The sequence below is a fragment of the Yinghuangia sp. ASG 101 genome (assembly GCF_021165735.1).
Taxonomy (GTDB): Bacteria; Actinomycetota; Actinomycetes; order Streptomycetales; family Streptomycetaceae; genus Yinghuangia.
The window spans coordinates 5,837,616-5,860,062 of sequence record NZ_CP088911.1 but is presented as its reverse complement, the minus strand read 5'-3'; the positions used below and the strand labels follow the sequence as shown (position 1 = coordinate 5,860,062).

Below are 22,447 nucleotides of genomic sequence, written 5' to 3'. Positions count from 1 at the left end.
CGGATCAGCCCTCCAGGGCGTCGAGGCCGGGCAGGGTCTTGCCTTCGAGGTATTCGAGGCTGGCGCCGCCTCCGGTCGAGATGTGACCGAACGCGTTCTCGTCGAAGCCGAGTGTGCGCACGGCGGCGGCCGAGTCCCCGCCCCCGACGACGGTGAAGGCGTCGGAGTCGACGAGTGCGTGCGCGACGGCGCGCGTGCCGCCCGCGTACGGCTCCATCTCGAACACGCCCATCGGGCCGTTCCAGAAGACCGTGCGCGCGTCGGTGAGCTTGCCGGCGAAGAGCTTGCCGGAGTCGGGGCCGATGTCGAGCCCCATGCGGTCGGCCGGAATCGCGTCCGCGGACACGACGTCGTGCTCGGCGTCGGCGGCGAACGCAGCCGCCGCGACGACGTCGACCGGCAGGACGAACTCGACGCCGTTCTCCTCGGCCCGCCGCAGGTACGCGCGCACGGTGTCGAGCTGGTCCTTCTCCAGCAGCGACGTGCCGACCTCGCGGCCTTGCGCGGCGAGGAACGTGTAGGCCATGCCGCCGCCGATGAGGATGCGGTCGGCCTTGCCGAGCAGGTTGTCGATGACACCGAGCTTGTCGGAGACCTTGGAGCCGCCGAGCACGACGGCGTAGGGCCGCTCGACGTTCTCGGTGAGGCGCTTGAGGACGTCGAGTTCGGCGGCGATCAGGTAGCCCGCGGCGTGCGGCAGCCGCCGCGCGACGTCGTAGACCGAGGCGTGCTCGCGGTGCACCGCGCCGAAGCCGTCGCCGACGTAGAGGTCGGCGAGGGACGCGAGTTCGTCGGCGAAGGCGCCCCGCTCGGCGGCGTCCTTGCTGGTCTCGGCGGCGTTGAAGCGCACGTTCTCCAGCAGCGCGACATCGCCGTCCCCGAGGGCGGCGACCGTCGCGCGGGCGCTCTCGCCGACCGTGTCGGTGGCGAACGCGACGGGACGGCCGAGCAGTTCGCCGAGGCGCGCGGCGACCGGGGCGAGCGAGTAGGCCGCGTCCGGCTCGCCCTTGGGGCGGCCGAGGTGGGCGGTGACGACGACGCGGGCGCCGCGCTCGGCGAGGGCCCGGAGCGTCGGCAGGCTCGCACGGATGCGGCCGTCGTCGGTGATGGTGGTGCCGTCGAGGGGCACGTTGAGGTCGGCGCGGACGAGTACGCGCCGACCGGCGACGTCGAGATCGTCGATGGTCTTCATGCGGTCGGAATCAGTCCTCGTGGATTCGGGCCGCTGAGGGTGACGGCCCGGGGTTCGAACCAACGGGCGGGTACGCGCGGGCCCGGACGACGTGTCGTCCGGGCCCGTACCGGGTCTTCCGTGCTCAGCCGGGGTCGACGGTCAGTCGGCGGCGGTCACTCGGAGCACTGCGCGGCGCGGAGGCCGCGCGGTTCAGAGGGACGCGCCGACGAGCCCGACCAGGTCGACGAGGCGGTTGGAGTAGCCCCACTCGTTGTCGTACCAGCCGACGACCTTGACCTGCTTGCCCTGCGCCATCGTCAGCTTCGAGTCGAAGGTGCACGAGGACGGGTCGGTCACGATGTCGGAGGAGACGATCTCGTCGTCGGTGTAGGTGAGGTAGCCCTTCAGCTCGCCTTCGGCGGCCTTCTGGAACGCGGCGTTGACCTCGTCCTTGGTGACCTCGCGCTCCAGCTCCACGACCAGGTCGGTGACCGAGCCGGTGGGGACCGGCACGCGCATCGCGATGCCGTCGAGCTTGCCGCTCAGCTCCGGCAGCACCAGGGCGGTGGCCTTCGCGGCACCGGTCGACGTCGGGATGATGTTGGTCGCGGCGGCGCGGGCGCGGCGCAGGTCGCTGTGCGGGAAGTCCAGGATGACCTGGTCGTTGGTGTACGCGTGGACCGTGGTCATCAGGCCCTTGGCGACGCCGAAGTTCTCCAGGAGGACCTTCGCCAGCGGCGCGACGCAGTTGGTCGTGCACGAGGCGTTGGAGATCACGTGGTGCTGGGCGGAGTCGTACTTCTCGTGGTTGACGCCCATCACGATCGTGATGTCCTCGCCCTTGGCGGGCGCCGAGATGATGACCTTCTTCGCGCCGGCCGCGATGTGCTTGCGCGCGTCGGCGGCGTTGGTGAACCGGCCGGTCGACTCGATGACGATGTCGGCGCCCAGGTCGCCCCACGGCAGTGCGGCCGGGTCGCGCTCGGCGATCGTCTTGAAGGTCTTGCCGCCGACGGTGATCGAGTCGTCGGTGTGCGTGACGTCCTGGCCGAGGCGGCCCAGGATGCTGTCGTACTTCAGCAGGTGGACCAGTGTGGCGTTGTCGGTCAGGTCGTTGACACCGACGATCTCAACGTCTGCGCCCGAGGCGAGAATCGCGCGGAAGAAGTTACGGCCGATACGGCCAAATCCGTTGATGCCTACTCGGATCGTCACGAACCGATCTCCTCTTGGTACGCCGGAGGGATGCCCTGAAGGTTTGCTTTCCCGGCAGACGGGTTGGAATCGTCAAGCCGAGACCAAGTCCGACCCTATCGCGACGCGTCCCCGGGACGTGACGAGGACCCGGCACGGTTGGCGCATGCCGGGTCCCGAAATGGGCGGTCGGAGGTGATCCGAAACAGTCAGGAGCGGTCGCCGACCACCTTGGCGACGACGCCGGCCAGCACGACCCCGATGCCGGTCATGACACCGTTGCCGTCCTCCTCCATGCCGTCCTGCCAGATCTCCATCAGGTCCACCTTGTCGAGCACGTCGGACAGCGACGCACCGGGGATCGCGTCCGTCACCAGGATCGCGATGCCGAAGTACTGCGCCGCGAAGGCGGCGATACCGGTCAGCACCAGCGCCAGCACCGGGAACGCCGCGTGCCGGCCGCCAGACTTGCCGACGACGCCGCCGACCACGACGCCCAGCAGGATGACGGCCCAGGAGAAGAGCTCCCCGTCCTTCGCGTCGCCGCTGCTGATCAACCCGAGGTACGCGCCCCCGCCGACCAGCGCCGCGAGGATGCCCATCCCGACGGCCGCGCCGGTGCGCGGGGGCCGGGGCCCGCCACCGTACGGCCCGTACGGACCGCCCTGCTGCGGGAATTGCCCGTAGGGACCCGGCTGCCCGTAGGGGCCGGGCTGTCCGTAGGGACCCGGTTGCCCGTAGGGACCCTGCTGCGGTGCGCCATACGGTTGGCCGGGACCGTTGTATCCACTCACGAGTCTTTTGCTCCCAGGAAACGCTTGCGGCAAGGAACGCGAGGCTAGCGAGATCCGGCGGGGAAAAGCATGGCCATACGCGGCAGGAAGCAACCAACGACCGAATTGTCGCTATTTTCGAGGGAGTTCCCCCGTTCGCGGGCGCCGGCCCCGGACGTCAGAACCAGTCCGGACACCACGGCGACCGTGCGGTGCGGAACATCGCCTCGGCCCGCGCCACCGCCCCCGGGGTCGCCTCGGCCACGGCCCCGACCTCCGCGAGGCGCACCGGCGAACCGCCGCCCAGATACAGCGACCCCAGGGTGCCGATGTCCAGCCGCAGGTCCGCGGGTTCGCCGGTGGGCGAGCACACCGCGCCCGTCGGACCGCCCTCCACCGCGTACCGCCCCGCCGCGTACCCGAGTTGGTCCGCGACCTCCAGCACGATCCGGCCCGCGACCGGGTACGTGCGCGCGGCCAGCGCGGCCGGCACGTCCAGCAGGCGCACCCACACGAAATCGCGGGCGCTGTCCCACGTGACCGCGCGCGGGTCGGTGAACCGCAGCGGCAGCAGGTCGTCGCCCGCCCGCTCCCCCGCGCTGATGCGCGTGACGTAGTCGACATGGGTCGCGAAGTCCCACAGCGCGGCCTCGGCGGCGCGCGACGCGGCGATCAGCTGGTCCGCGTGCAGGACCGCCTTCGGGAGGAAGTCCTCCCAGATCTCGTCGATCCGGTACGCCAGATACCCGGCCGGGGCCCCCGACGGGTCGCGGTAGAGCGCGAAGAACCGCGGCTCGCGGTGCCGCCCGCCGGGCCGCTGGCGTATCCCGGTGTACAGCGGCCACCAGGTCTCCTGCCGCGAGATCGCCCCCGGCGTCCGGGCCCGGAACCCGTCGTGGATCGCCGGCCCCGCCTCGACGATCGTCTCCGGCGGGACGATCTCGACCCGGCCGCCCGGCTCCTTGAACGCGCGTTCCGCGTCGGTCAGCCGCGCGCGCGTCAGGTCGACCCTGTAGTTCGAGTAGTCCGTGGCCGGACCGAACCCGAAGCGGCCGTAGATGGCGTACTCGGCGGCGATCAGGATCGCCAGCGGCTCACCGCGCGCGACCGACGCGTCCAGGTCCGCCCGCATCATGCGCGTGAGCAGCCCGCGGCGGCGGTGCGTCGCGGTCACCGTCACGTTCGTGATCGCGCTCATCGCGACCGGCGCCCCTCCGGGCACCGTGATCTCGCCGCCCCAGCTGCGGAACGTCCCGACCATGGCCCCACCGTCGAACGCCGCCTGCGTACGCTCCCTGTCCACGACGCGGCGCAGGTGCTCCTGCCATTGGTCCCGGACCTCCTTGCCGTACTCGGGAACGCGCAGGAAACCCACGTCCAGCGCGAGCCCCCAAGCGCTCAGTTCGTCCTCGGTGATGTTCCGGATCTCCACGATGTGTCCACTCCCGAGGGACGCGACGGCAGGAAGACGGCATACGAAAGCCGACCGGAGAAACGTATGTCTCCCCGGTCGGCTGTTCCAGCGCGTTTATCCCGGTCGCGCGGACCGCCGGATCACGGCACCAGCATCTCGGCGGTGAGATTGGCGTCCGTCCCCGGCAGGCCCAGGTCGCCGGCGCGCTTGTCGGCCATCGCCAGCAGCCGCCGGATCCGGCCCGCCACCGCGTCCTTGGTCAGCGGCGGATCGGCCAGGCCGCCCAACTCCTCCAGCGACGCCTGCTTGTGCTCCAGCCGCAGGCGCCCCGCCGCGGCCAGGTGCTCGGGCACCTCCTCGCCGAGGATCTCCAGCGCGCGCTGCACGCGGGCCCCGGCGGCCACCGCGGCCCGCGCGGACCGCCGCAAATTCGCGTCGTCGAAGTTCGCCAGCCGGTTCGCCGTCGCCCGGACCTCGCGGCGCATGCGCCGCTCCTCCCACGCCAGCACGCTCTCGTGCGCTCCGAGCCGGGTGAGCAGCGCGCCGATCGCGTCGCCGTCGCGGACCACCACGCGGTCGACACCGCGCACCTCGCGCGCCTTGGCCGAGATGCCGAGCCGCCGCGCCGCGCCGACCAGCGCGAGCGCCGCCTCGGAACCGGGGCAGGTCACCTCCAGCGCCGACGAGCGCCCGGGCTCGGTCAGCGAGCCGTGCGCGAGGAACGCACCGCGCCAGGCCGCCTCGGCGTCGCAGGTCGCCCCGGACACCACCTGCGGGGGCAGGCCGCGGACCGGACGGCCGCGCGCGTCCAGCAGGCCCGTCTGGCGGGCCAGTTGGTCGCCGTCCTTGGCCACGCGGACGACATACCGGCTGCTGCGCCGCAGGCCGCCGGGTGCCACGACCACGAGATCGGACTGGTGGCCGTACACCTCCAGGATGTCCTTGCGCACGCGCCGCGCCGCGGCACCGGTGTCCAACTCCGCTTCGACGACGATCCGCCCGCTCACCAGGTGCAGTCCGCCGGCGAACCGCAGAAGGGCCGAGACCTCCGCCTTGCGACAGCACGACCGCGTCACCGGGAGCCGACTGAGCTCGTCTTTCACTGCTGCCGTCATCGCCATGGCGCGATCCTTTCACGATCGACGAAGATCCGGCCGTAGGCGGCGGCCAGGCGCCCCGGATCGTGTCGCGGGGTCCCGTCGCCGACCGCGACCGGGGCCAGCAGCACCTGGCCGCCGAGGGCGGCGGCGGCCCGGGCGAGGCCGTCGACGTCGTCGACCACGTCGCTGTCCCCCAGCACCAGGTCGAAGCCCAGCTCGGGGGCGTGGGCCGCGAGGACCTCCAGGTGGCGCTGCGGCGAGAAGCCCGAGGTCTCCCCCGGCTGCGGCGCCAGGTTGAGCGCGAGGACCTTGCGGGCCTTGGTCTCCACCAGCGCCGCGGCCAGCTCGGGCACCAGCAGGTGCGGCAGCACACTGGTGAACCACGAGCCGGGGCCGAGCACGATCCAGTCGGCGTCGCGGACCGCGGCGACCGCCTCGGGCACGGCCGGCGGGTCCTGCGGCAGCAGCCGTATGCCGATCACCTCGCCCGGCGTCTTGGCCAGCGCGTGCTGGCCCCGGACCGTCGAGACGACGTCGGGCGCGGCCCGGTCGTGGCCCCGGACGTCCGCCTGGATGTCGAGCGGCACGGCGGACATCGGCAGGACGCTGCCGTGGGCGCCCAGCAGGCGGCCCATCCACTGCAGCGCCTGCACCGGGTCGTCGTCCAGCAGCTCCCACAGCGCCACGATCAGCAGGTTGCCGACGGCGTGGCCGTTGAGGTCGCCCTCGCAGCGGAAGCGGTGCTGGATCACCCGGCTCCAGGTGTTGCCCCACTCGTCGTCCCCGCACAGCGCCGCGAGCGCCATGCGGAGATCGCCCGGGGGCAGGACGCCCAGGTCGCGGCGCAGACGGCCGCTCGACCCGCCGTCGTCGGCGACGGTGACCACCGCGGTCAGGTCGTCCGTCAGCCGGCGCAGCGCGGACAGGGACGCGAACAGGCCGTGGCCGCCGCCCAGGGCGACGACCTTGGGGCCGGTGTGCCGGGCGTACTCGTAGCCGTTGGTCACCAAGGCATCACTCGCGTCCCTTGTCGCGGTGCACGACCACGGCTTCCACGCCGCTCTCCTGGATGCGCTTGGCCAGGCGCTCGGCCATCGCGACGCTGCGGTGCTTGCCGCCGGTGCAGCCGACCGCGAGGGTGAGGTAGCGCTTGCCCTCGCGGCGGTAGCCCTCCGTGATGATGCGCAGCAGGTCGGTGTAGCCGTCCAGGAACTCCTTGGCTCCCGGCTGGTCGAAGACGTACCGCGCGACGGGTTCGTCGGTGCCGGTGAAGGGGCGCAGTTCGGGGATCCAGTGGGGGTTGGGCAGGAACCGGCAGTCGACTACGAGGTCGGCGTCGACGGGCAGGCCGTATTTGAAGCCGAACGACATCACGGTGGCCTTGAGCCGGGGCTCGCTGGTGCCGGCGAACTGCGCGTCCATCTTGGCGCGCAGCTCGTGCACGTTGAGGTTTGTGGTGTCGATGACCAGGTCGGCCTCGCCGCGCAGTTCGCGCAGCAGGGCGCGTTCGGCGTCGATGCCGTCGACGATGCGGCCGTCGCCCTGCAGCGGGTGGGGGCGTCGGACGTTCTCGAAGCGCCGGACGAGGGCGTCGTCGGCCGCTTCGAGGAACACGATGCGCCGGACCACGGCGGCGCTCTCCAGTTGGGCGAGGGCTTCGCGCAGGTCGTCGAAGAACGTGCGTCCGCGCACGTCGACGACCACGGCGATGCGGGCGACGGCGCCCTGGGTGCGGGCACCGAGGTCGACCATCGCCGGGATGAGGGACGGGGGCAGGTTGTCGACGACGAACCAGCCGAGGTCTTCGAGGCCTTTGGCGGCGGTGGAGCGTCCGGCGCCGGACATGCCGGAGATGATGACGAGTTCGGGAATGCCGTGGACGGATTCGGCGGAGTTCGCGCCGGTCTGCGGCACGGATGCTCCGGTGTCGGTCTCGTGGGCCGCGTCACTCACGACGTCCCCCTCTGCGACGACCCACTGGGGGCGCGCTTTGCGTGGTCATGGTTCCTCCTGCTCCCGCATCCGCGGCTCCCCCGCGGATGCCGAACGTGTCCCGCCGCGGCGGGCCGCGGCACCCTCACCCGTGCTCTTCCTCATCTGAACGGTCCGCCCCCACGATCTCATCCGGAGTGTCCTCGACGATCTCTCCGGTCGCGGTGTTGACGGCGATCTTGGGCGGCGCGGCGGCGAGCGCCCCGAGGACGTTCTCCGCGGTGCGCCGGCCTATGCCCGGGACCTCCATGACCTGCTCGACGGTCGCGGCCTTGAGCCTGCGCAGCGAGCCGAAGTGGTCGAGGAGCGCCTTGCGCCGGGTCTCGCCCAGCCCGGGCACGGAGTCGAGCGCGCTGGCGGTCATGGCCTTCGACCGCTTCTTGCGGTGGTACGTGATCGCGAAGCGGTGCGCCTCGTCGCGGACGCGCTGCATGAGGTAGAGCGCTTCGCTGCTGCGCGGCAGGACGACCGGGTCGTCGTCGCCGGGCAGCCAGACCTCTTCGAGCTTCTTGGCCAGGCCGCACACCGCGACGTCGTCGATGCCCAGGTCGCCGAGGGCGCGCGCGGCGGCGGCCACCTGGGGTTGGCCGCCGTCGACGACGACGAGTTGCGGGGGGTACGCGAACCGCTTCGGTTTGCCGGTCTCCGGGTCGATCGGGCCGCTGCCCTCCGGTGTCTCGGAGGCGTCGATGCCGGCCAGCTCGGGCTCGCCCGTCCCCACGCGCTCGGCCAGGTAGTGCCGGAAGCGCCGGGTGAGGACCTCGTGCATCGCGCGGACGTCGTCCTGGCCCTCGAACGACTTGATCGCGAAGTGCCGGTACTCGCTCTTGCGGGGCAGGCCGTCCTCGAAGACGACCATCGACGCGACGACGCCGGTGCCCTGCAGGTGCGAGATGTCGAAGCATTCGATGCGCAGCGGCGCGGTGTCCATGCCGAGGGCGTCGGCGATCTCCTGCAGCGCGAGCGAGCGAGTGGTGAGGTCGCCGGCGCGGCGGGTCTTGTGCAGGACGAGGGCCTGCTGCGCGTTGCGCAGGACGGTCTCCTGGAGGGCCTTCTTGTCGCCGCGCTGCGGGACGCGCAGGTCGACGCGGGAGCCGCGCAGCGAGCAGAGCCATTCGGTGATGGCGTCGGGCTCGGACGGCAGCGCGGGCACGAGGACTTCGCGCGGCACGGCGTCGCCGCGCTGGTCGCCGTAGATCTGCTGGAGGAAGTGCTCGACCAGGTCGGCGGGGGTGACGTCCTCGACCTTGTCGACGACCCAGCCGCGCTGGCCGCGGACCCGGCCGCCGCGGACGTGGAAGATCTGGAAGGCGGCTTCCAGTTCGTCGTCGGCGAGCGCGATGACGTCGGCGTCGGTGCCGTCGCCGAGGACGATGGCGTTCTTCTCCATCGCGCGGGTCAGGGCGCCGATGTCGTCCCGGAGCCGGGCGGCTTTCTCGTACTCCATGTCGGCCGCGGCCTGCTTCATCGCGCGTTCCAGGCGGCGCAGGTACGGGCCGGTCTGGCCGGCCATGAAGTCGCAGAATTCCTCGGCGAGTTCGTGGTGTTCCTCGGCGGTGACGCGGCCGACGCAGGGGGCCGCGCACTTGTCGATGTAGCCGAGGAGGCACGGACGCCCGGCCTGCCGGGCGGCCTTGAACACGCCGTTGCTGCAGGTGCGGACGGGGAAGACGCGCAGCAGCAGGTCGACGGTCTCGCGGATCGCCCAGGCGTGCCCGTACGGCCCGAAGTAGCGCACCCCCTTCTTCTTGGCGCCGCGCATGACCTGCACGCGCGGGAACTCGTCGCCGAGGGTGACCGCGAGGCTCGGATAGCTCTTGTCGTCGCGGTACTTGACGTTGAAGCGCGGGTCGTACTCCTTGATCCAGGAGTACTCCAGCTGCAGCGCCTCGACCTCGGTGCCGACGAGGGTCCACTCGACCGACGACGCGGTGGTCACCATCGTCTGGGTGCGCGGGTGCAGGCCCGCGAGGTCCTGGAAGTAGGACGACAGGCGCTGGCGGAGGTTCTTGGCCTTGCCGACGTAGACCACCCGGCCGTGCGTGTCCCGGAACCGGTAGACCCCGGGGCCGGTCGGGATCTCGCCCGGTTTGGGGCGGTACGTTGCCGGGTCGGCCATGTGCAACCTCAGGTCTTCGTCGCGGACCGGGGCCGGGCCGGCCCCGGTGTCGGGGGTATGGAGGAATAACGCGTCAGCCGACGACGATGTCCCCGTCGACGACCTTCAGCGGCAGTTCGGGCAGCCCGCTGTTGGCCGGGCCGCGCACCACGGAGCCGTCGTTGACGTCGAACTGGCTGCCGTGGCAGTTGCATTTGACGACGCCCTGCTCGACCTCGCCGACCAGGCAGCCCTGGTGCGGGCAGCGCGCGTCGAACGCCTTGTAGACGCTCGCCTCGGGCCGGGTGACGACGACCCGCGACTCCCCGAACACCTTTCCGGCGCCGACCGAGATGTCGGGCACCTTGCCGACGGTGACCGGCCCCGCGTCGCCGGCGCGCGGCCCGGCGGCCTTGGCTCCGGAGTTCTCGGTGGTGCACGCGGCGAGCGGCACGGCCACCGCTCCCACCGCGCCGACGGCGGCTGCGCCGCGCAGCACGGTCCGGCGGTCGGGTGCGTTGGGCGTCGTGGGGGTCATCGGTGTGTGTCTCCGTAACGGGTCGGGGCCCTGACCACCCCATGATCCCACCGGGCGAAGGGCGGATCGCCCGCGCGGGTCCGGGGACGGCGGTCGGGCCGGGGTCGCCTCGGGGGCGCGGTGTGCCCGGCTTGGGCGCGCGGCGGGCTCGGGACGCCGCCCGCCGCCGCCGCGTGGCCTCCCCGGCACGCGCGGTGGCGTCGGGGAGCGGGCGGGACGGCCCCGGCCGGTACGGTCGCCGGCCGCCCGGTGGTCCCCGACGGGCCCGCGGATCCCGTCGGGGCGGCCGGCACGACGTGCCCGGCCGTCACAGCCGGTCGGCGAGGATCTCGCGGAGGAATTTGCCGGTGTGGCTCTCCGCGACGCCGGCGATGTCCTCCGGGCTGCCCTCGGCGAGCACCAGGCCGCCGCCGCTGCCGCCTTCCGGGCCGAGGTCGACGATCCAGTCCGCGGTCTTGATGACGTCGAGGTTGTGCTCGATGACCAGGACGGTGTTGCCCTTGTCGACGAGCGAGGTCAGGACGCCGAGCAGCCGCCGGATGTCCTCGAAGTGCAGGCCCGTGGTGGGCTCGTCGAGGACGTAGACGGTGCGCCCGGTGGACCGGCGCTGGAGTTCGGAGGCGAGCTTGACGCGCTGCGCCTCGCCGCCCGAGAGCGTCGTGGCCGGCTGGCCGAGGCGGACGTACCCGAGGCCGACGTCGTTGAGCGTCCGCAGGTGGCGGGCGATCGCGGGGACCGCCTCGAAGAACTCGGTGGCCTCCTCGATCGGCATGTCCAGGACCTCGGCGATGTTGCGGCCCTTGAAGTGGACTTCGAGCGTCTCGCGGTTGTAGCGCGCGCCGTGGCAGACCTCGCACGGGACGTACACGTCCGGCAGGAAGTTCATCTCGATCTTGATGGTGCCGTCGCCCGCGCAGTTCTCGCAGCGACCGCCCTTGACGTTGAACGAGAACCGGCCGGGCAGGTAGCCGCGGACCTTGGCCTCCTGCGTCTCGGCGAACAGCTTGCGCACGTGGTCGAAGACGCCGGTGTAGGTGGCCGGGTTGGACCGGGGCGTGCGGCCGATCGGGCCCTGGTCCACGTGCACGACCTTGTCCACCAGGTCGGTGCCGGTGATGCGGGTGTGCCGGCCGGGGACCGAGCGTGCGCCGTTCAACTCGCGCGCGAGGTGGGTGTAGAGGATGTCGTTGACCAGGGTCGACTTGCCGGATCCGGAGACGCCGGTGATCGCAGTGAACGTGCCGAGCGGGAATCCGACGGTGACGTCGCGCAGGTTGTTCTCGCGGGCGCCGTGCACGACCAGGCGGCGCTTCTTGTCGGGGACGCGGCGCTCGTCCGGTGTCGCGATCTCCTTGCGGCGCGACAGGTAGGCGCCGGTCTGCGACTCCTTGTTGGTCAGGAGCCCGGCGTACGGGCCCGAGTGCACGACGCGCCCGCCGTGCTCGCCGGCGCCGGGGCCGATGTCGACGACCCAGTCCGCGACGCGGATGGTGTCCTCGTCGTGCTCGACGACGATGAGGGTGTTGCCCATGTCGCGCAGGCGGACGAGCGTTTCGATGAGCCGGTGGTTGTCGCGCTGGTGCAGGCCGATGGACGGCTCGTCCAGGACGTACAGGACGCCGACGAGGCCGGAGCCGATCTGCGTCGCGAGCCGGATGCGCTGGGCCTCGCCGCCGGAGAGCGTGCCGGCCGCGCGGTTGAGCGAGAGGTAGTCGAGGCCGACGTCGACGAGGAACCTCAGCCGCTCGTTGACCTCCTTGAGGACGCGCTCGGCGATCTTCTTCTCGCGCGCGGTCAGGCGGATCGCGCCGAGGAATTCGGCGCAGTCGCTGATCGACATCGCCGAGACGTCCGCGATGGACTTCCCGGCGACGGTGACCGCGAGCACGATCGGCTTGAGGCGCGTGCCCTGGCAGGTCGGGCAGGGCACCTGCCGCATGTAGCCCTCGAAGCGCTCGCGGCTGCTGTCGGACTCGGCCTCCGCGTGCCGGCGGACGATGAACGGGATCGCGCCCTCGAACGCGGTGGTGTACGCGCGCTCGCGGCCGTACCTGTTGGTGTAGCGCACCTCGATCTGCGTCTTGTGGCCGTTGAGCAGCGCGTTGCGGGCCCGCTGCGGCAGGCCGTTCCACGGCACGTCGGTGCGGAAGTTGAGGGCCTCGGACAAGGCCTCGATCAGGCGGCCGAAGTAGTCGCTGGTGTGGCCGCTCGCCCACGGCGCGAGCGCGCCCTCCTCCAGGGTCTTCTCCGGGTCGGGCACCACCAGCTCGGCGTCGACCTCCATGCGCGTGCCGATGCCGGTGCAGTCCGGGCACGCGCCGAAGGGCGAGTTGAACGAGAACGAGCGTGGTTCCAGCTCTTCGAACGACAGGTCGTCGTACGGGCAGTACAGGTGCTCGGAGTACATCCGCTCGCGCTGCTCGTCGTCCTCGGGCAGGTCGACGAAGTCGAGCACGACCATGCCGTTGCCGAGGCGCAGGGCGGTCTCCACCGAGTCGGTCAGGCGGCGCTTGGCGGACGGCTTGACCGCGAGGCGGTCGACGACCACCTCGATCGTGTGCTTCTCCTGCTTCTTGAGCTTGGGCGGATCGGCGAGCTGGACCACCGTGCCGTCGACGCGGGCGCGCGCGTACCCCTGCGACTGGAGCTGGGCGAACAGGTCGACGAACTCGCCCTTGCGCTCGCGCACGACCGGGGCGAGCACCTGGAACCGGGTGCCCTCGTCGAATTCGAGGACGCGGTCGACGATCTGCTGGGGGCTCTGCCGGGCGATCGGGCGACCGCACTGCGGGCAGTGCGGGTGGCCGATGCGGGCGAAGAGCAGGCGCAGGTAGTCGTAGACCTCGGTGATGGTGCCGACGGTCGAGCGCGGGTTGCGGTTGGTCGATTTCTGGTCGATCGACACCGCCGGGGACAGGCCCTCGATGAAGTCGACGTCGGGCTTGTCCATCTGGCCGAGGAACTGGCGCGCGTACGACGACAGCGACTCGACGTAGCGGCGCTGGCCCTCGGCGAAGATCGTGTCGAACGCCAGCGAGGACTTTCCGGAACCGGACAGGCCGGTGAAGACGATGAGGGCGTCGCGCGGGAGGTCGAGGGAGACGTCCTTGAGGTTGTGCTCGCGCGCGCCGCGGACGATGAGACGGTCGGCCACTGGAGAATCGAGACCCTTCGACAGCTCTGGACGGCTCTGGTGTGAGCGCACTGGACTTGGCCCCGCTCGCGCTGCGCCCGGGGAGCCGGCGGGCCCGGCGGGCGCGGTGCGGGCGGGAGCGAGATCGGCCGTGGACGGACGGACCCCGAACGATGTCCCCCGGCAATCGTAAGCGGCTCCGGACCCCACGTTGTTCCGCGGCGGCAAGGCGCAGCGTTCCGGCGTGAGGGTCGCGGTGTTCCGCGGCAAGGACGCCAGGCTATCGCACATGCATTCGAATGTGGCGGTCCCGAGGCCACTGTGCCCGCCGATTCACCCGCAGGTGGGACCGTTTCGTAATCCCGCCGTTCTCGACATCGTCACGTCCTTCTGATCTCCATCCGGCCGGAATGGGTCGCCTCACCACCGCCCCAGCAGATACGGTCGTCCGATGCCGACCGCACGACCCCCGGGAGGGAACACGTGACCACGGACGGGTTCGACCCCGCCGCACTCGTGGACGAAGTGGCCGCCGCCACGCAGCAGGTCCTGGACAGCGCGGAACGGCTGACCCCCGACCGGATGGCCGGCGCCTCGCTGCTGCCCGGCTGGTCACGGGCGCACGTGCTGACCCACCTCGCCCGCAACGCCGACGGGCTGGGCAACCTCGTGCGCTGGGCCGACACCGGCGTCCCCACGCCGATGTACGCGTCGGGCGCCGCCCGCGACGCGGCCATCGAGGCGGGCGCGCACCGGCCGCCGGAGGAGATCCTCGCGGACCTGCGCACCGCGTCCGCACGCCTGGAGGACGCGCTCGGGTCGATGTCGGCCGCGGCGTGGGGCGCGAAGGTCGCGGGGCCGGACGGGCGCGAGTTCGCCGCGGTGCAGCTGCCGTACCGGCGCATCCGCGAGCTGTACATCCACCACGTCGACCTCTATGCCGGGTGGACGCCCGCACACTGGCCGGGCGATTTCGCCACCCGCGAACTGTTCGAGGCGGCGGCGTCGTTCCGCGGCCGGCCGGACACGGTCGCGCTGCTGTTGCACGACGAGGACTCGGGGCGGCGGCTGACCATCGGCCCCGAGGAGCAGCAGCCGCTGGCGACGGTCTCGGGGCGGCGGCGCACGCTGCTCGCGTGGCTGATCGGGCGCACCGGCGGCGACGGCCTCGTGATGGATCCGCCCGGTGCGCTGCCCCCGCTGCCCGCCTGGATGTGACACGCGCGCGGCGGGAGGATGGGGGCATGACGACGTATCACGGCTCGGTCAAGGTCGGCGGGCCCCCGGCGGTCCGCGAACTGCCCCATCTGATCATCACGAAGGTCGCGGTCGGGGCCATGGACAACGACTGCTACCTGCTGCGCTGCCGCGCGACCGGCGAGCAGTTGCTCATCGACGCGGCGAACGACGCGCAGACACTGCTCACCCTCATCGGCTCCGACGGCCTCGGCCAGGTGCTGACCACCCACCGGCACGCGGACCACTGGCAGGCGCTGGAGGAGGTCGTCGCCCGCACGGGGGCGACGACGCTGGCCGGGCGCTTCGACGCGGACGGCGTCCCGGTGCCGACCGACCGGCTGCTCGCCGACGGCGACACGGTCACCGTGGGCGATGTCGAGCTGTCCGCGATCCACCTGGCCGGGCACACACCCGGCAGCATCGCGCTGGTGTACGACGATCCGCAGGGCCACCCGCACCTGTTCACCGGCGACTGCCTGTTCCCGGGCGGGGTCGGCAACACGTTCGGCGACGACGAGGCCTTCCGTACGCTTCTCGCGGGTGTCGAGGAGAAGATCTTCGGGCGGCTGCCGGACGAGACGTGGGTGTACCCGGGCCACGGCAACGACACGACGCTCGGCGCGGAGCGCCCGCAGCTGGGCGTGTGGCGCGAACGCGGCTGGTGAACCTCCCCGCCGCACGCGGCGTACCGGGCCCCGGGGTTCCGATGGTCGGAACCCCGGGGCCCGGCGGGATCGGCGGCGGCGCGGCGCGTGCTACGGCGCCGCGATCTCCTCGGGCTCGGATCCCGTCTCGGCCGCCTTCTCCGCTTCGGCGTCCCGCTTCGACTTGCGCAGGCTGAGCACCGTCGTCACCGCGAGTGTCACCACGATGAAGCCCAGCGAGACCGGGATGCCGATCTCGGGGACGTGCACGCCTTGTCCGTGCAGGGCCTCGAACACGAGCTTGACGCCGATGAATCCGAGGATGACCGACAGGCCGTACGACAGGTACACCAGTTTCTTCAGCAGCCCGCCGATGAGGAAGTAGAGCTGCCGCAGGCCCATCAGCGCGAAGGCGTTGGCGGTGAAGACGATGTACGGCTCCTGGGTGAGGCCGAAGATCGCCGGGATCGAGTCGAGCGCGAACAGCACGTCCGTGGTGCCGACGGCGATCATGACGATCAGCATCGGCGTGACCAGGCGCTTGCCGCCCTCCTTCACCAGCAGCTTCGTGCCCCGGTAGTCCTTGGTGGTCGGGGTGACCTTCTCGACCCAGCGCAGGAGCGCGTTCTCCTCGAACTCCTCCTCCTCGTCGGACTGCGCCTCCTTGACCAGCTTCCACGCGGTCCAGATGAGGAACGCGCCGAAGATGAAGAAGACCCACGAGAAGGCGGCGACGGCCGCGGCGCCGAGTCCGATGAAGACGCCGCGCAGGACGAGCGCGAGCACGATGCCGATCAGCAGGACGCGCTGCTGGTACTGGGTGGGCACCGCGAACTTGCCCATGATCAGGACGAAGACGAACAGGTTGTCGACACTCAGCGACTTCTCGGTGATGAAGCCCGCGAAGAACTCGCCGGCGTACTGCGCGTCCGAGAAGAGCCAGAGGCCGACGCCGAAGAGGACGGCGAGCATCACCCAGGCGATGCCCCAGAGCGAGGCCTCTTTCAGGGTCACCTCGTGCGGCTTGCGGTTGACGACCAGGTCCACGCCCACGAGGGCGAGCAGGACCACGATCGTCACGAGCCAGGTGGTCAGGGAAACATCCACTTTGCCTCCGGCAGACGTGGCGGTTGCGTCGATGCCGGAGGTCTCTTCCGCCCGGACGGCTGCGCGCGGCCCGGACCGGTAGGCCGGACATATACCGCGTCACTCGGCCATGGGGCGTGGCGGCATATGTCGTACTGACGACCGTACCGTGGGGGAATACTCCCCTCCGATGCGTCCAGGATGACAGAAGGTAAAGCAAACGCCAAGCGGTTCTTTACCTTCTCATGGTGTTGTGGTCCGTTTCACCGGACGTTGACGGGCTCGAAACCCCGCCTCGGGCGCAACATGCCCCGGAACGCCGGGTAAGCGGCATGTGCGGGCGCCTCGCCGACGGGGACGGACAGCCGCAGCGCCCGCACCCCCGCCGTGCCGAGCAGCAGCGGCAGCAGTCGCGCGGTCACCCGGGCGTCGGCGAGCGCCGCGTGGGCGTCGGGGAAGTCCAGGCCGAAGTACGCACAGCACGTCCCGAGCTTGTGGTCGGCGACGTCGAGACGCACCGTCTTGGCGAGCCGCATCGTGCACAGCGCCGGAACCACCGGCAACGCGACTCCCGCTCCGGCGAACTCCGCCTCCAGGAAACGCTGTTCGAACGCCGCGTGGTGCGCGACCACGACCGCCCCGGTGAGCAGCCCGGCCAACTCCCCCGCGACATCGGCGAATCGCGGCGCGCCGGCGACGTCCGCGGCGGTGATCCGGTGCACACGCGTCGCCCCGACGCCCCGCCCGGGGTCGAGCAGCGTCGTCCATTCGCGCAGCACGCGGCCGTCTCCCGCCATCCGCACCACGCCGACCTCGACGATGCGGTCACCGCGCCCCGGAGAGAAGCCGGTCGTCTCCAGGTCGACGACGGCGAACTCCAACTCCTCGACCGCGACCGACCGTTCGCCGCCGAAACCCATCTCGCCACGGGGTTCCGGAACGCCTGCATACGAGAACACGCTGAGTACTCCGTGGTGTTGGCGGCCAAGGCGACGTACAACCCTAGTGGCGGGGGCACGTCGCCTCGGCCGCAACACGACCGAGACGCGGCGGATCAACGAAAAGAGCGCTCGGGTACGGCGGTTCACGGGGCTCCGAGGCGGCGCGTCGCCACCGCCTCGGCCCTCGGTGCGCCGTGCCCGGACACGCGTCCGGGGCCGGACGCGGTCACGCGTTCGGCCCCGGAGCACTCACGTCCTCGGGTGGAGCGTCGCCGTCAGCGGCCCCCCGCCGCGCTGGAGGCGACCCAGGACAGCAGGGTCTGCGTGACGCCCGTACCGTCCGACGGCAGGTCCGGGGTGTACGTCCACGCGTGGTTGACCCAGGGGTCCGCGATGTGGTCCTCGGGGATCGGGGTGAGGCGCAGCATCGCCCGCCACAGCGGGTCGAGCAGCGGGCCGAACGACCCGGCATCGGCACGGGAACCGACGACCATCACGTGCACGCCGACGCGGGGCCCCTCCTCGACGAGGTGGCGCAGCTGCGTGACCGTGCGGTCGTCGAACGCGTACGGGAACCCGTGCACGACGAGCAACTGGCGGCTGAAGTCGATGTGGTCGGGCAGCGCGTCCGTCGCACCGCTCTCGATCGCCATGCGGGCCAGCTCGACGCGGTCCATCAGCTTGGCCAGGAGCGTCGCGACCTCCGGGGCCGTGGTCGCCGCCGGGCCGACGAGCAGACCGCTGGCCGCCAGCGGGGCGAACGGCCCCGCCGCGGCGCCCTTGCCCTCGGGGTCGACCACGTGCAGCTTGAGGTCGCCGACCGGGAACGCCGCGAGCATGCGCGCCGCGAGGGTCACCGCCAGCTCGGTGGCACGCGCCCGCACCGCCTCGCCCGCCACGGAGGCCTCGTCGTCCAGGCCGGACGCGCCGCTGTCGATCCACAGGCCGCGCTCCATCGGCAGGCGCAGCACCATCGGGATCCGCAGCTGCGGGGTCTCCGGGAGGTGCAGGTCGCCCAGGCGGATCGCGAGGGCCGTCTCGTCCGCGGCCCGCCAGGCGGCCCACGCCGGAGAGTCCCAGCGCGCCATCTCCGGCGGCAGCTTCGGCTCCAACTGGGCCACCTCGGCGGCGAGTTGGTTGCTGTCCCGGTCCAGGCCGGCGCGGGCCCGCTCGACCAGCTCGCGGTGCTTGGCGCGGGCGGTGTCCTGCAGCGCCAGACCGGCCGGGGAGGTGCGCGCGGCGGGATCGTTCAACACCTCCGCGAGGTCCTGGTCGAGGCGGTTGTCGGCGAACCCGACGGACGAGCGGTACGACGCGGCGGAACGGGCGGCGTCCTCGAAGATGCCCCACACCTGCTCGTACAGCCGCTCGACCTCGCGGCGCGCCTCGCGCAGCGCCGCCTCGCGCTGCGCGTCGCTCATCCCCGGGGTGACCCGCGGCGCCGAGACCTGCCCCGGCACGGTCGCGGTCGGGAATCCGGCGACCGGCGCGACCGGTTCGGTGACCGGCGCGGCGTCCGGCACCGCGGGGCGCGCGGTGCTCGCCGCGGAGTGCACGGGCGCGGCGGGGCCCGCGACGAGGGTGCGTACGCGGTCCACGATCGGTGCGCGCAGCTCGACGCCGACATCGCGCAGCAGCGCGTCGAGGCCGCCCTCGTAGCCCTGCCCGAGCGCGCGCACCTTCCACGCGCCCTGCCGGCGGTACAGCTCGACGGTCTGGATCGCGCGCTCGGTGCCGAGGTCGGTGATCGGGAACGACGCGACGGCGGCGCCCCCCGAGTCGACCCGCACGACGGGCGGCACGACCGCGCCGAAGCGGTCGACACCGCTGCCTTCCAGCGTCGCCGCGATGATCACGCGGTCGACCTGCTCGGACAGCGCGGACAGGTCCACGTCGACGCCGAGGGGGCGCACCGCGACACCGGCGATCGCGGTGCCGTCGCGCTGCACCACGTCGGCGTCGTCGCGCACCTTGAGGTTCGCGTCGAGCAGCACGGCGACGAGTTCGACCGGGCATTGCGCGGTCACCTCGACCGCTGCCTGCGGTTGGGGCAACGGCAGGTTCTGGCCCCGGACGAGTTCGGTGGTCATTGGTGCGGTCCCCTCCCCGCCCCCCGAGGGACGGAACGGCACGGGCCGGGGCCGCCGGTCGTTGTGACCGTGTGGCCCCGGCCCGCCTTGGTCTGCAGCTGACTTACAGGTGCGCGGCCAGGGCCGGCATCAGCTCGGTGAAGGTGCGGCCGTTGGCCGCCTCACCGATCGCGCTCATCTTCCAGCCGTCGCCGTGACGGTAGAGCTTCGCCATGACCTGCGCGTTGTGCGCGCCACCCCCGGAGAGGGTGTAGCGGGCGAGCTCCTGGCCGTTGGTCTCGTCGACGATCCGGCAGAACGCGTTCTCGATCTCCTGGAAGGTCTGGCCCTGGAACGAGTTGACCGTGAAGATGATCTGCGTCACGTGCACGGGGACCCGGGTCAGGTCGACGATGATCGACTCGTCGTCGCCGTCGCCGGCACCGGTGAGGTTGTCACCGGTGTGCCGGATCGAGCCGTCGTCGCTCACCAGGTGACCGAAGTAGACGGCGTCCACCGGCTGCTGGTCCGCGAACAGGACACACGACGCGTCCAGGTCGATGTCGCGCTCCCGGCTCCCGAACAAACCCTTCTTCTTGATCGCGTCCCAGCCCAGGCCCATCCGGACCAGGGTCAGCTGGCCGCCACCCTGCTTTTCGAGCGACAGGCGCTGACCCTTGACCATGTTGACGGACACTGTGATGTCTCCCCTCACAAAGCTTTCCGCGGCACGCGGCCTCGCGCCCGCAGCGTAGTGCCCTGTCGGATCTCCCGTGGGGGAGATTCCGCCGAGCACTTATCCCTGATGAACCTATCGTTCATGACGATTCGATTCGACGGGTCGTTCCCTCTGGTGTGGACCGATTCAGCCGGTAAACGGTTCCGCCGATCCGGAAACGGGCAGTCTCCCTGATCGCCTCGCACACCGACGGTCACGGGCACCCCCCGGACCGACGCCGCGCACGGCCCCTACGCCATCCCCGCGGCCTTCATACCGCGCAGCTCCTTCTTCAGCTCGCCGACCTCGTCGCGCAGCCGCGCCGCCAGCTCGAACTGCAGCTCGGCCGCCGCGGCGTGCATCTGCTCGGTGAGCTGCCCGATGAGGTCGGTGAGGTCCGCGGCCGGCATGTCCTTGGTGTCCGGCATCCGCCGCCCGGACGACGGCACCGGGGCCTTCGCACGCCCCTTGCCGCCCGACATCAGCTGCGCGGTGTCGGCGTCCTCGCGCGCGATCATGTCGAGGATGTCGACGATCTTCTTGCGCAGCGGCTGCGGGTCGATGCCGTGCTCGGTGTTGTACGCGACCTGCTTCTCACGCCGCCGGTTCGTCTCGTCGATGGCCTTCTCCATCGACGGCGTGATGCGGTCCGCGTACATGTGCACCTGCCCGGACACGTTGCGTGCCGCGCGGCCGATGGTCTGGATCAGCGACGTGCCCGACCGCAGGAAGCCCTCCTTGTCGGCGTCGAGGATCGCGACCAGCGACACCTCGGGCAGGTCCAGGCCCTCGCGCAGCAGGTTGATGCCGACCAGCACGTCGAACTCGCCCAACCGCAGCTCGCGCAGCAACTCGACGCGCCGGAGCGTGTCGATGTCGCTGTGCAGGTAGCGCACCCGGATCCCCAGTTCGAGCAGGTAGTCGGTGAGGTCTTCCGACATCTTCTTGGTCAGCGTCGTGACCAGCACCCGCTCGTCGCGCTCGGCGCGCTTGCGGATCTCGTGGACCAGGTCGTCGATCTGCCCCTCGGTCGGCTTGACGATCACCTCGGGGTCGATCAGCCCGGTGGGGCGGATGACCTGCTCGACGACGCCGTCGCCGCGCGACATCTCGTACGGCCCGGGCGTCGCCGACAGGTAGACGGTCTGGCCGATGCGCTCGAGGAACTCCTCCCACTTCAGCGGGCGGTTGTCGACCGCGGACGGCAGCCGGAACCCGTGGTCCACCAGGTTGCGCTTGCGGGACATGTCGCCCTCGAACATCGCGCCGATCTGCGGCACGGTCTGGTGCGACTCGTCGATGACCAGCAGGAAGTCCTCGGGGAAGTAGTCGAGCAGGGTGTTCGGCGCGCTGCCCGCCTCGCGGCCGTCGATGTGCCGCGAGTAGTTCTCGATGCCCGAGCACGTGCCGATCTGGCGCATCATCTCGATGTCGTACGTCGTGCGCATGCGCAGCCGCTGCGCCTCCAGGAGCTTGCCCTGCTTCTCGAACCGGGCCAGTTGGTCGGCCAGCTCGACCTCGATGCCGCTGATCGCGCGCTCCATGCGCTCCGGTCCGGCGACGTAGTGTGTCGCCGGGAACACGTACAGCTGCTCGTCGTTGGTGACGACTTCGCCGGTGAGCGGGTGCAGCGTCATCAGCGACTCGATCTCGTCGCCGAACATCTCGATGCGCACCGCGAGCTCCTCGTAGACCGGGAAGATCTCGATGGTGTCGCCGCGGACCCGGAAGGTACCGCGCGTGAACGCGACGTCATTGCGCGCATATTGGATGTCCACGAAGCGCCGCAGCAGCGCGTCGCGGTCGATCTCCTCGCCGACTTTGAGCGACACCATGCGGTCGACGTACTCCTGCGGCGTGCCGAGGCCGTAGATGCACGACACGGACGCGACCACCACGACGTCGCGCCGGGTCAGCAGCGAGTTGGTGGTCGAGTGCCGCAGCCGCTCGACCTCCTCGTTGATCGAGGAGTCCTTCTCGATGTAGGTGTCCGTCTGCGCGATGTACGCCTCGGGCTGGTAGTAGTCGTAGTACGAGACGAAGTACTCGACGGCGTTGTTGGGCAGCAGCTCCCGGAATTCGTTGGCGAGCTGCGCCGCGAGGGTCTTGTTGGGCGCCATGACGAGCGTCGGTCGCTGCAGCCGCTCGATCATCCACGCGGTCGTCGCCGACTTGCCCGTGCCGGTCGCGCCGAGCAGCACGATGTCCTTCTCGTCGGCGCGCACGCGCCGCTCGAGGTCGTCGATCGCCGTCGGCTGGTCGCCGTTGGGCTGGTAGGGGCTGACGACCTGGAAGGGCGCCACCTTGCGTTCGAGGTCCGTGATGGGTCGCACG

The 22,447-nt window shown here is 71.3% G+C and carries 17 protein-coding genes; 2 read left to right on the top strand and 15 right to left on the bottom strand.

Going from position 1 to position 22,447, the window contains the following annotated elements:
* Nucleotides 1-4 precede the first annotated feature (4 nt).
* The 10 genes from LO772_RS25120 to uvrA form a co-directional block, all read right to left on the bottom strand.
* The gene (locus LO772_RS25120; protein WP_231774300.1) at nucleotides 5-1,192 is read right to left on the bottom strand and encodes a phosphoglycerate kinase; all 1,188 of its coding nucleotides are present in this window, start codon (nucleotides 1,190-1,192) and stop codon (nucleotides 5-7) included.
* A gap of 192 nt (nucleotides 1,193-1,384) precedes the next feature.
* Entirely contained in the window at nucleotides 1,385-2,389 is a 1,005-nt protein-coding gene (gene gap / locus LO772_RS25115; protein ID WP_231774299.1) for a type I glyceraldehyde-3-phosphate dehydrogenase, read from the bottom strand.
* 188 nt (nucleotides 2,390-2,577) lie between these two features.
* Nucleotides 2,578-3,162, bottom strand: a complete 585-nt coding sequence (locus LO772_RS25110) for a hypothetical protein (protein ID WP_231774298.1) — start codon at nucleotides 3,160-3,162, stop codon at nucleotides 2,578-2,580.
* A 157-nt stretch (nucleotides 3,163-3,319) separates the two neighbouring features.
* Nucleotides 3,320-4,573 (bottom strand): GNAT family N-acetyltransferase, encoded by a 1,254-nt coding sequence (locus tag LO772_RS25105; protein ID WP_231774297.1) that lies wholly within the window; start codon nucleotides 4,571-4,573, stop codon nucleotides 3,320-3,322.
* Between the two features lie 122 nt (nucleotides 4,574-4,695).
* The gene (gene whiA / locus LO772_RS25100; RefSeq protein ID WP_231774296.1) at nucleotides 4,696-5,676 is read right to left on the bottom strand and encodes a DNA-binding protein WhiA; all 981 of its coding nucleotides are present in this window, start codon (nucleotides 5,674-5,676) and stop codon (nucleotides 4,696-4,698) included.
* A complete protein-coding gene (locus LO772_RS25095; protein ID WP_443089313.1) occupies nucleotides 5,667-6,665 on the bottom strand; it encodes a gluconeogenesis factor YvcK family protein in 999 nt (332 codons plus the stop codon). The genes whiA and LO772_RS25095 overlap by 10 nt, the downstream gene beginning before the upstream one ends.
* 4 nt (nucleotides 6,666-6,669) lie before the next feature.
* Complete coding sequence (gene rapZ / locus LO772_RS25090) at nucleotides 6,670-7,569, bottom strand: RNase adapter RapZ (RefSeq protein WP_269453248.1); 900 nt, start codon at nucleotides 7,567-7,569, stop codon at nucleotides 6,670-6,672.
* 163 nt (nucleotides 7,570-7,732) lie between these two features.
* Entirely contained in the window at nucleotides 7,733-9,766 is a 2,034-nt protein-coding gene (gene uvrC, locus LO772_RS25085; RefSeq protein WP_231774294.1) for an excinuclease ABC subunit UvrC, read from the bottom strand.
* Nucleotides 9,767-9,839: 73 nt separating this feature from the next.
* Nucleotides 9,840-10,283: a Rieske (2Fe-2S) protein gene (locus LO772_RS25080; RefSeq protein ID WP_231774293.1), complete on the bottom strand. Its 444-nt coding sequence runs from the start codon at nucleotides 10,281-10,283 to the stop codon at nucleotides 9,840-9,842.
* A 307-nt stretch (nucleotides 10,284-10,590) separates the two neighbouring features.
* Entirely contained in the window at nucleotides 10,591-13,437 is a 2,847-nt protein-coding gene (uvrA, locus tag LO772_RS25075; protein WP_231774292.1) for an excinuclease ABC subunit UvrA, read from the bottom strand.
* Between the two features lie 462 nt (nucleotides 13,438-13,899).
* On the opposite strand from uvrA, the gene LO772_RS25070 reads away from it, so the two are divergent.
* Nucleotides 13,900-14,634 (top strand): maleylpyruvate isomerase family mycothiol-dependent enzyme, encoded by a 735-nt coding sequence (locus LO772_RS25070; RefSeq protein WP_231774291.1) that lies wholly within the window; start codon nucleotides 13,900-13,902, stop codon nucleotides 14,632-14,634.
* A gap of 26 nt (nucleotides 14,635-14,660) precedes the next feature.
* Nucleotides 14,661-15,320: an MBL fold metallo-hydrolase gene (locus LO772_RS25065; protein WP_231774290.1), complete on the top strand. Its 660-nt coding sequence runs from the start codon at nucleotides 14,661-14,663 to the stop codon at nucleotides 15,318-15,320.
* A 90-nt stretch (nucleotides 15,321-15,410) separates the two neighbouring features.
* On the opposite strand, the gene LO772_RS25060 is transcribed toward LO772_RS25065, so the two are convergent.
* From LO772_RS25060 to uvrB, 5 genes are all read right to left on the bottom strand, one after another.
* Nucleotides 15,411-16,406 (bottom strand): TerC family protein, encoded by a 996-nt coding sequence (locus LO772_RS25060; protein WP_231774289.1) that lies wholly within the window; start codon nucleotides 16,404-16,406, stop codon nucleotides 15,411-15,413.
* Between the two features lie 242 nt (nucleotides 16,407-16,648).
* A complete protein-coding gene (locus tag LO772_RS25055) occupies nucleotides 16,649-17,344 on the bottom strand; it encodes a 3'-5' exonuclease (protein ID WP_231774288.1) in 696 nt (231 codons plus the stop codon).
* A gap of 257 nt (nucleotides 17,345-17,601) precedes the next feature.
* Nucleotides 17,602-19,416: a TerD family protein gene (locus LO772_RS25050; RefSeq protein ID WP_231774287.1), complete on the bottom strand. Its 1,815-nt coding sequence runs from the start codon at nucleotides 19,414-19,416 to the stop codon at nucleotides 17,602-17,604.
* Between the two features lie 103 nt (nucleotides 19,417-19,519).
* Nucleotides 19,520-20,092 carry a TerD family protein gene (locus LO772_RS25045; RefSeq protein WP_231774286.1) on the bottom strand — a complete coding sequence of 191 codons (573 nt, stop codon included), beginning with the start codon at nucleotides 20,090-20,092 and terminating at the stop codon, nucleotides 19,520-19,522.
* A 272-nt stretch (nucleotides 20,093-20,364) separates the two neighbouring features.
* The gene (gene uvrB, locus LO772_RS25040; protein ID WP_231774285.1) at nucleotides 20,365-22,446 is read right to left on the bottom strand and encodes an excinuclease ABC subunit UvrB; all 2,082 of its coding nucleotides are present in this window, start codon (nucleotides 22,444-22,446) and stop codon (nucleotides 20,365-20,367) included.
* Between the last annotated feature and the right edge of the window lies 1 nt (nucleotide 22,447).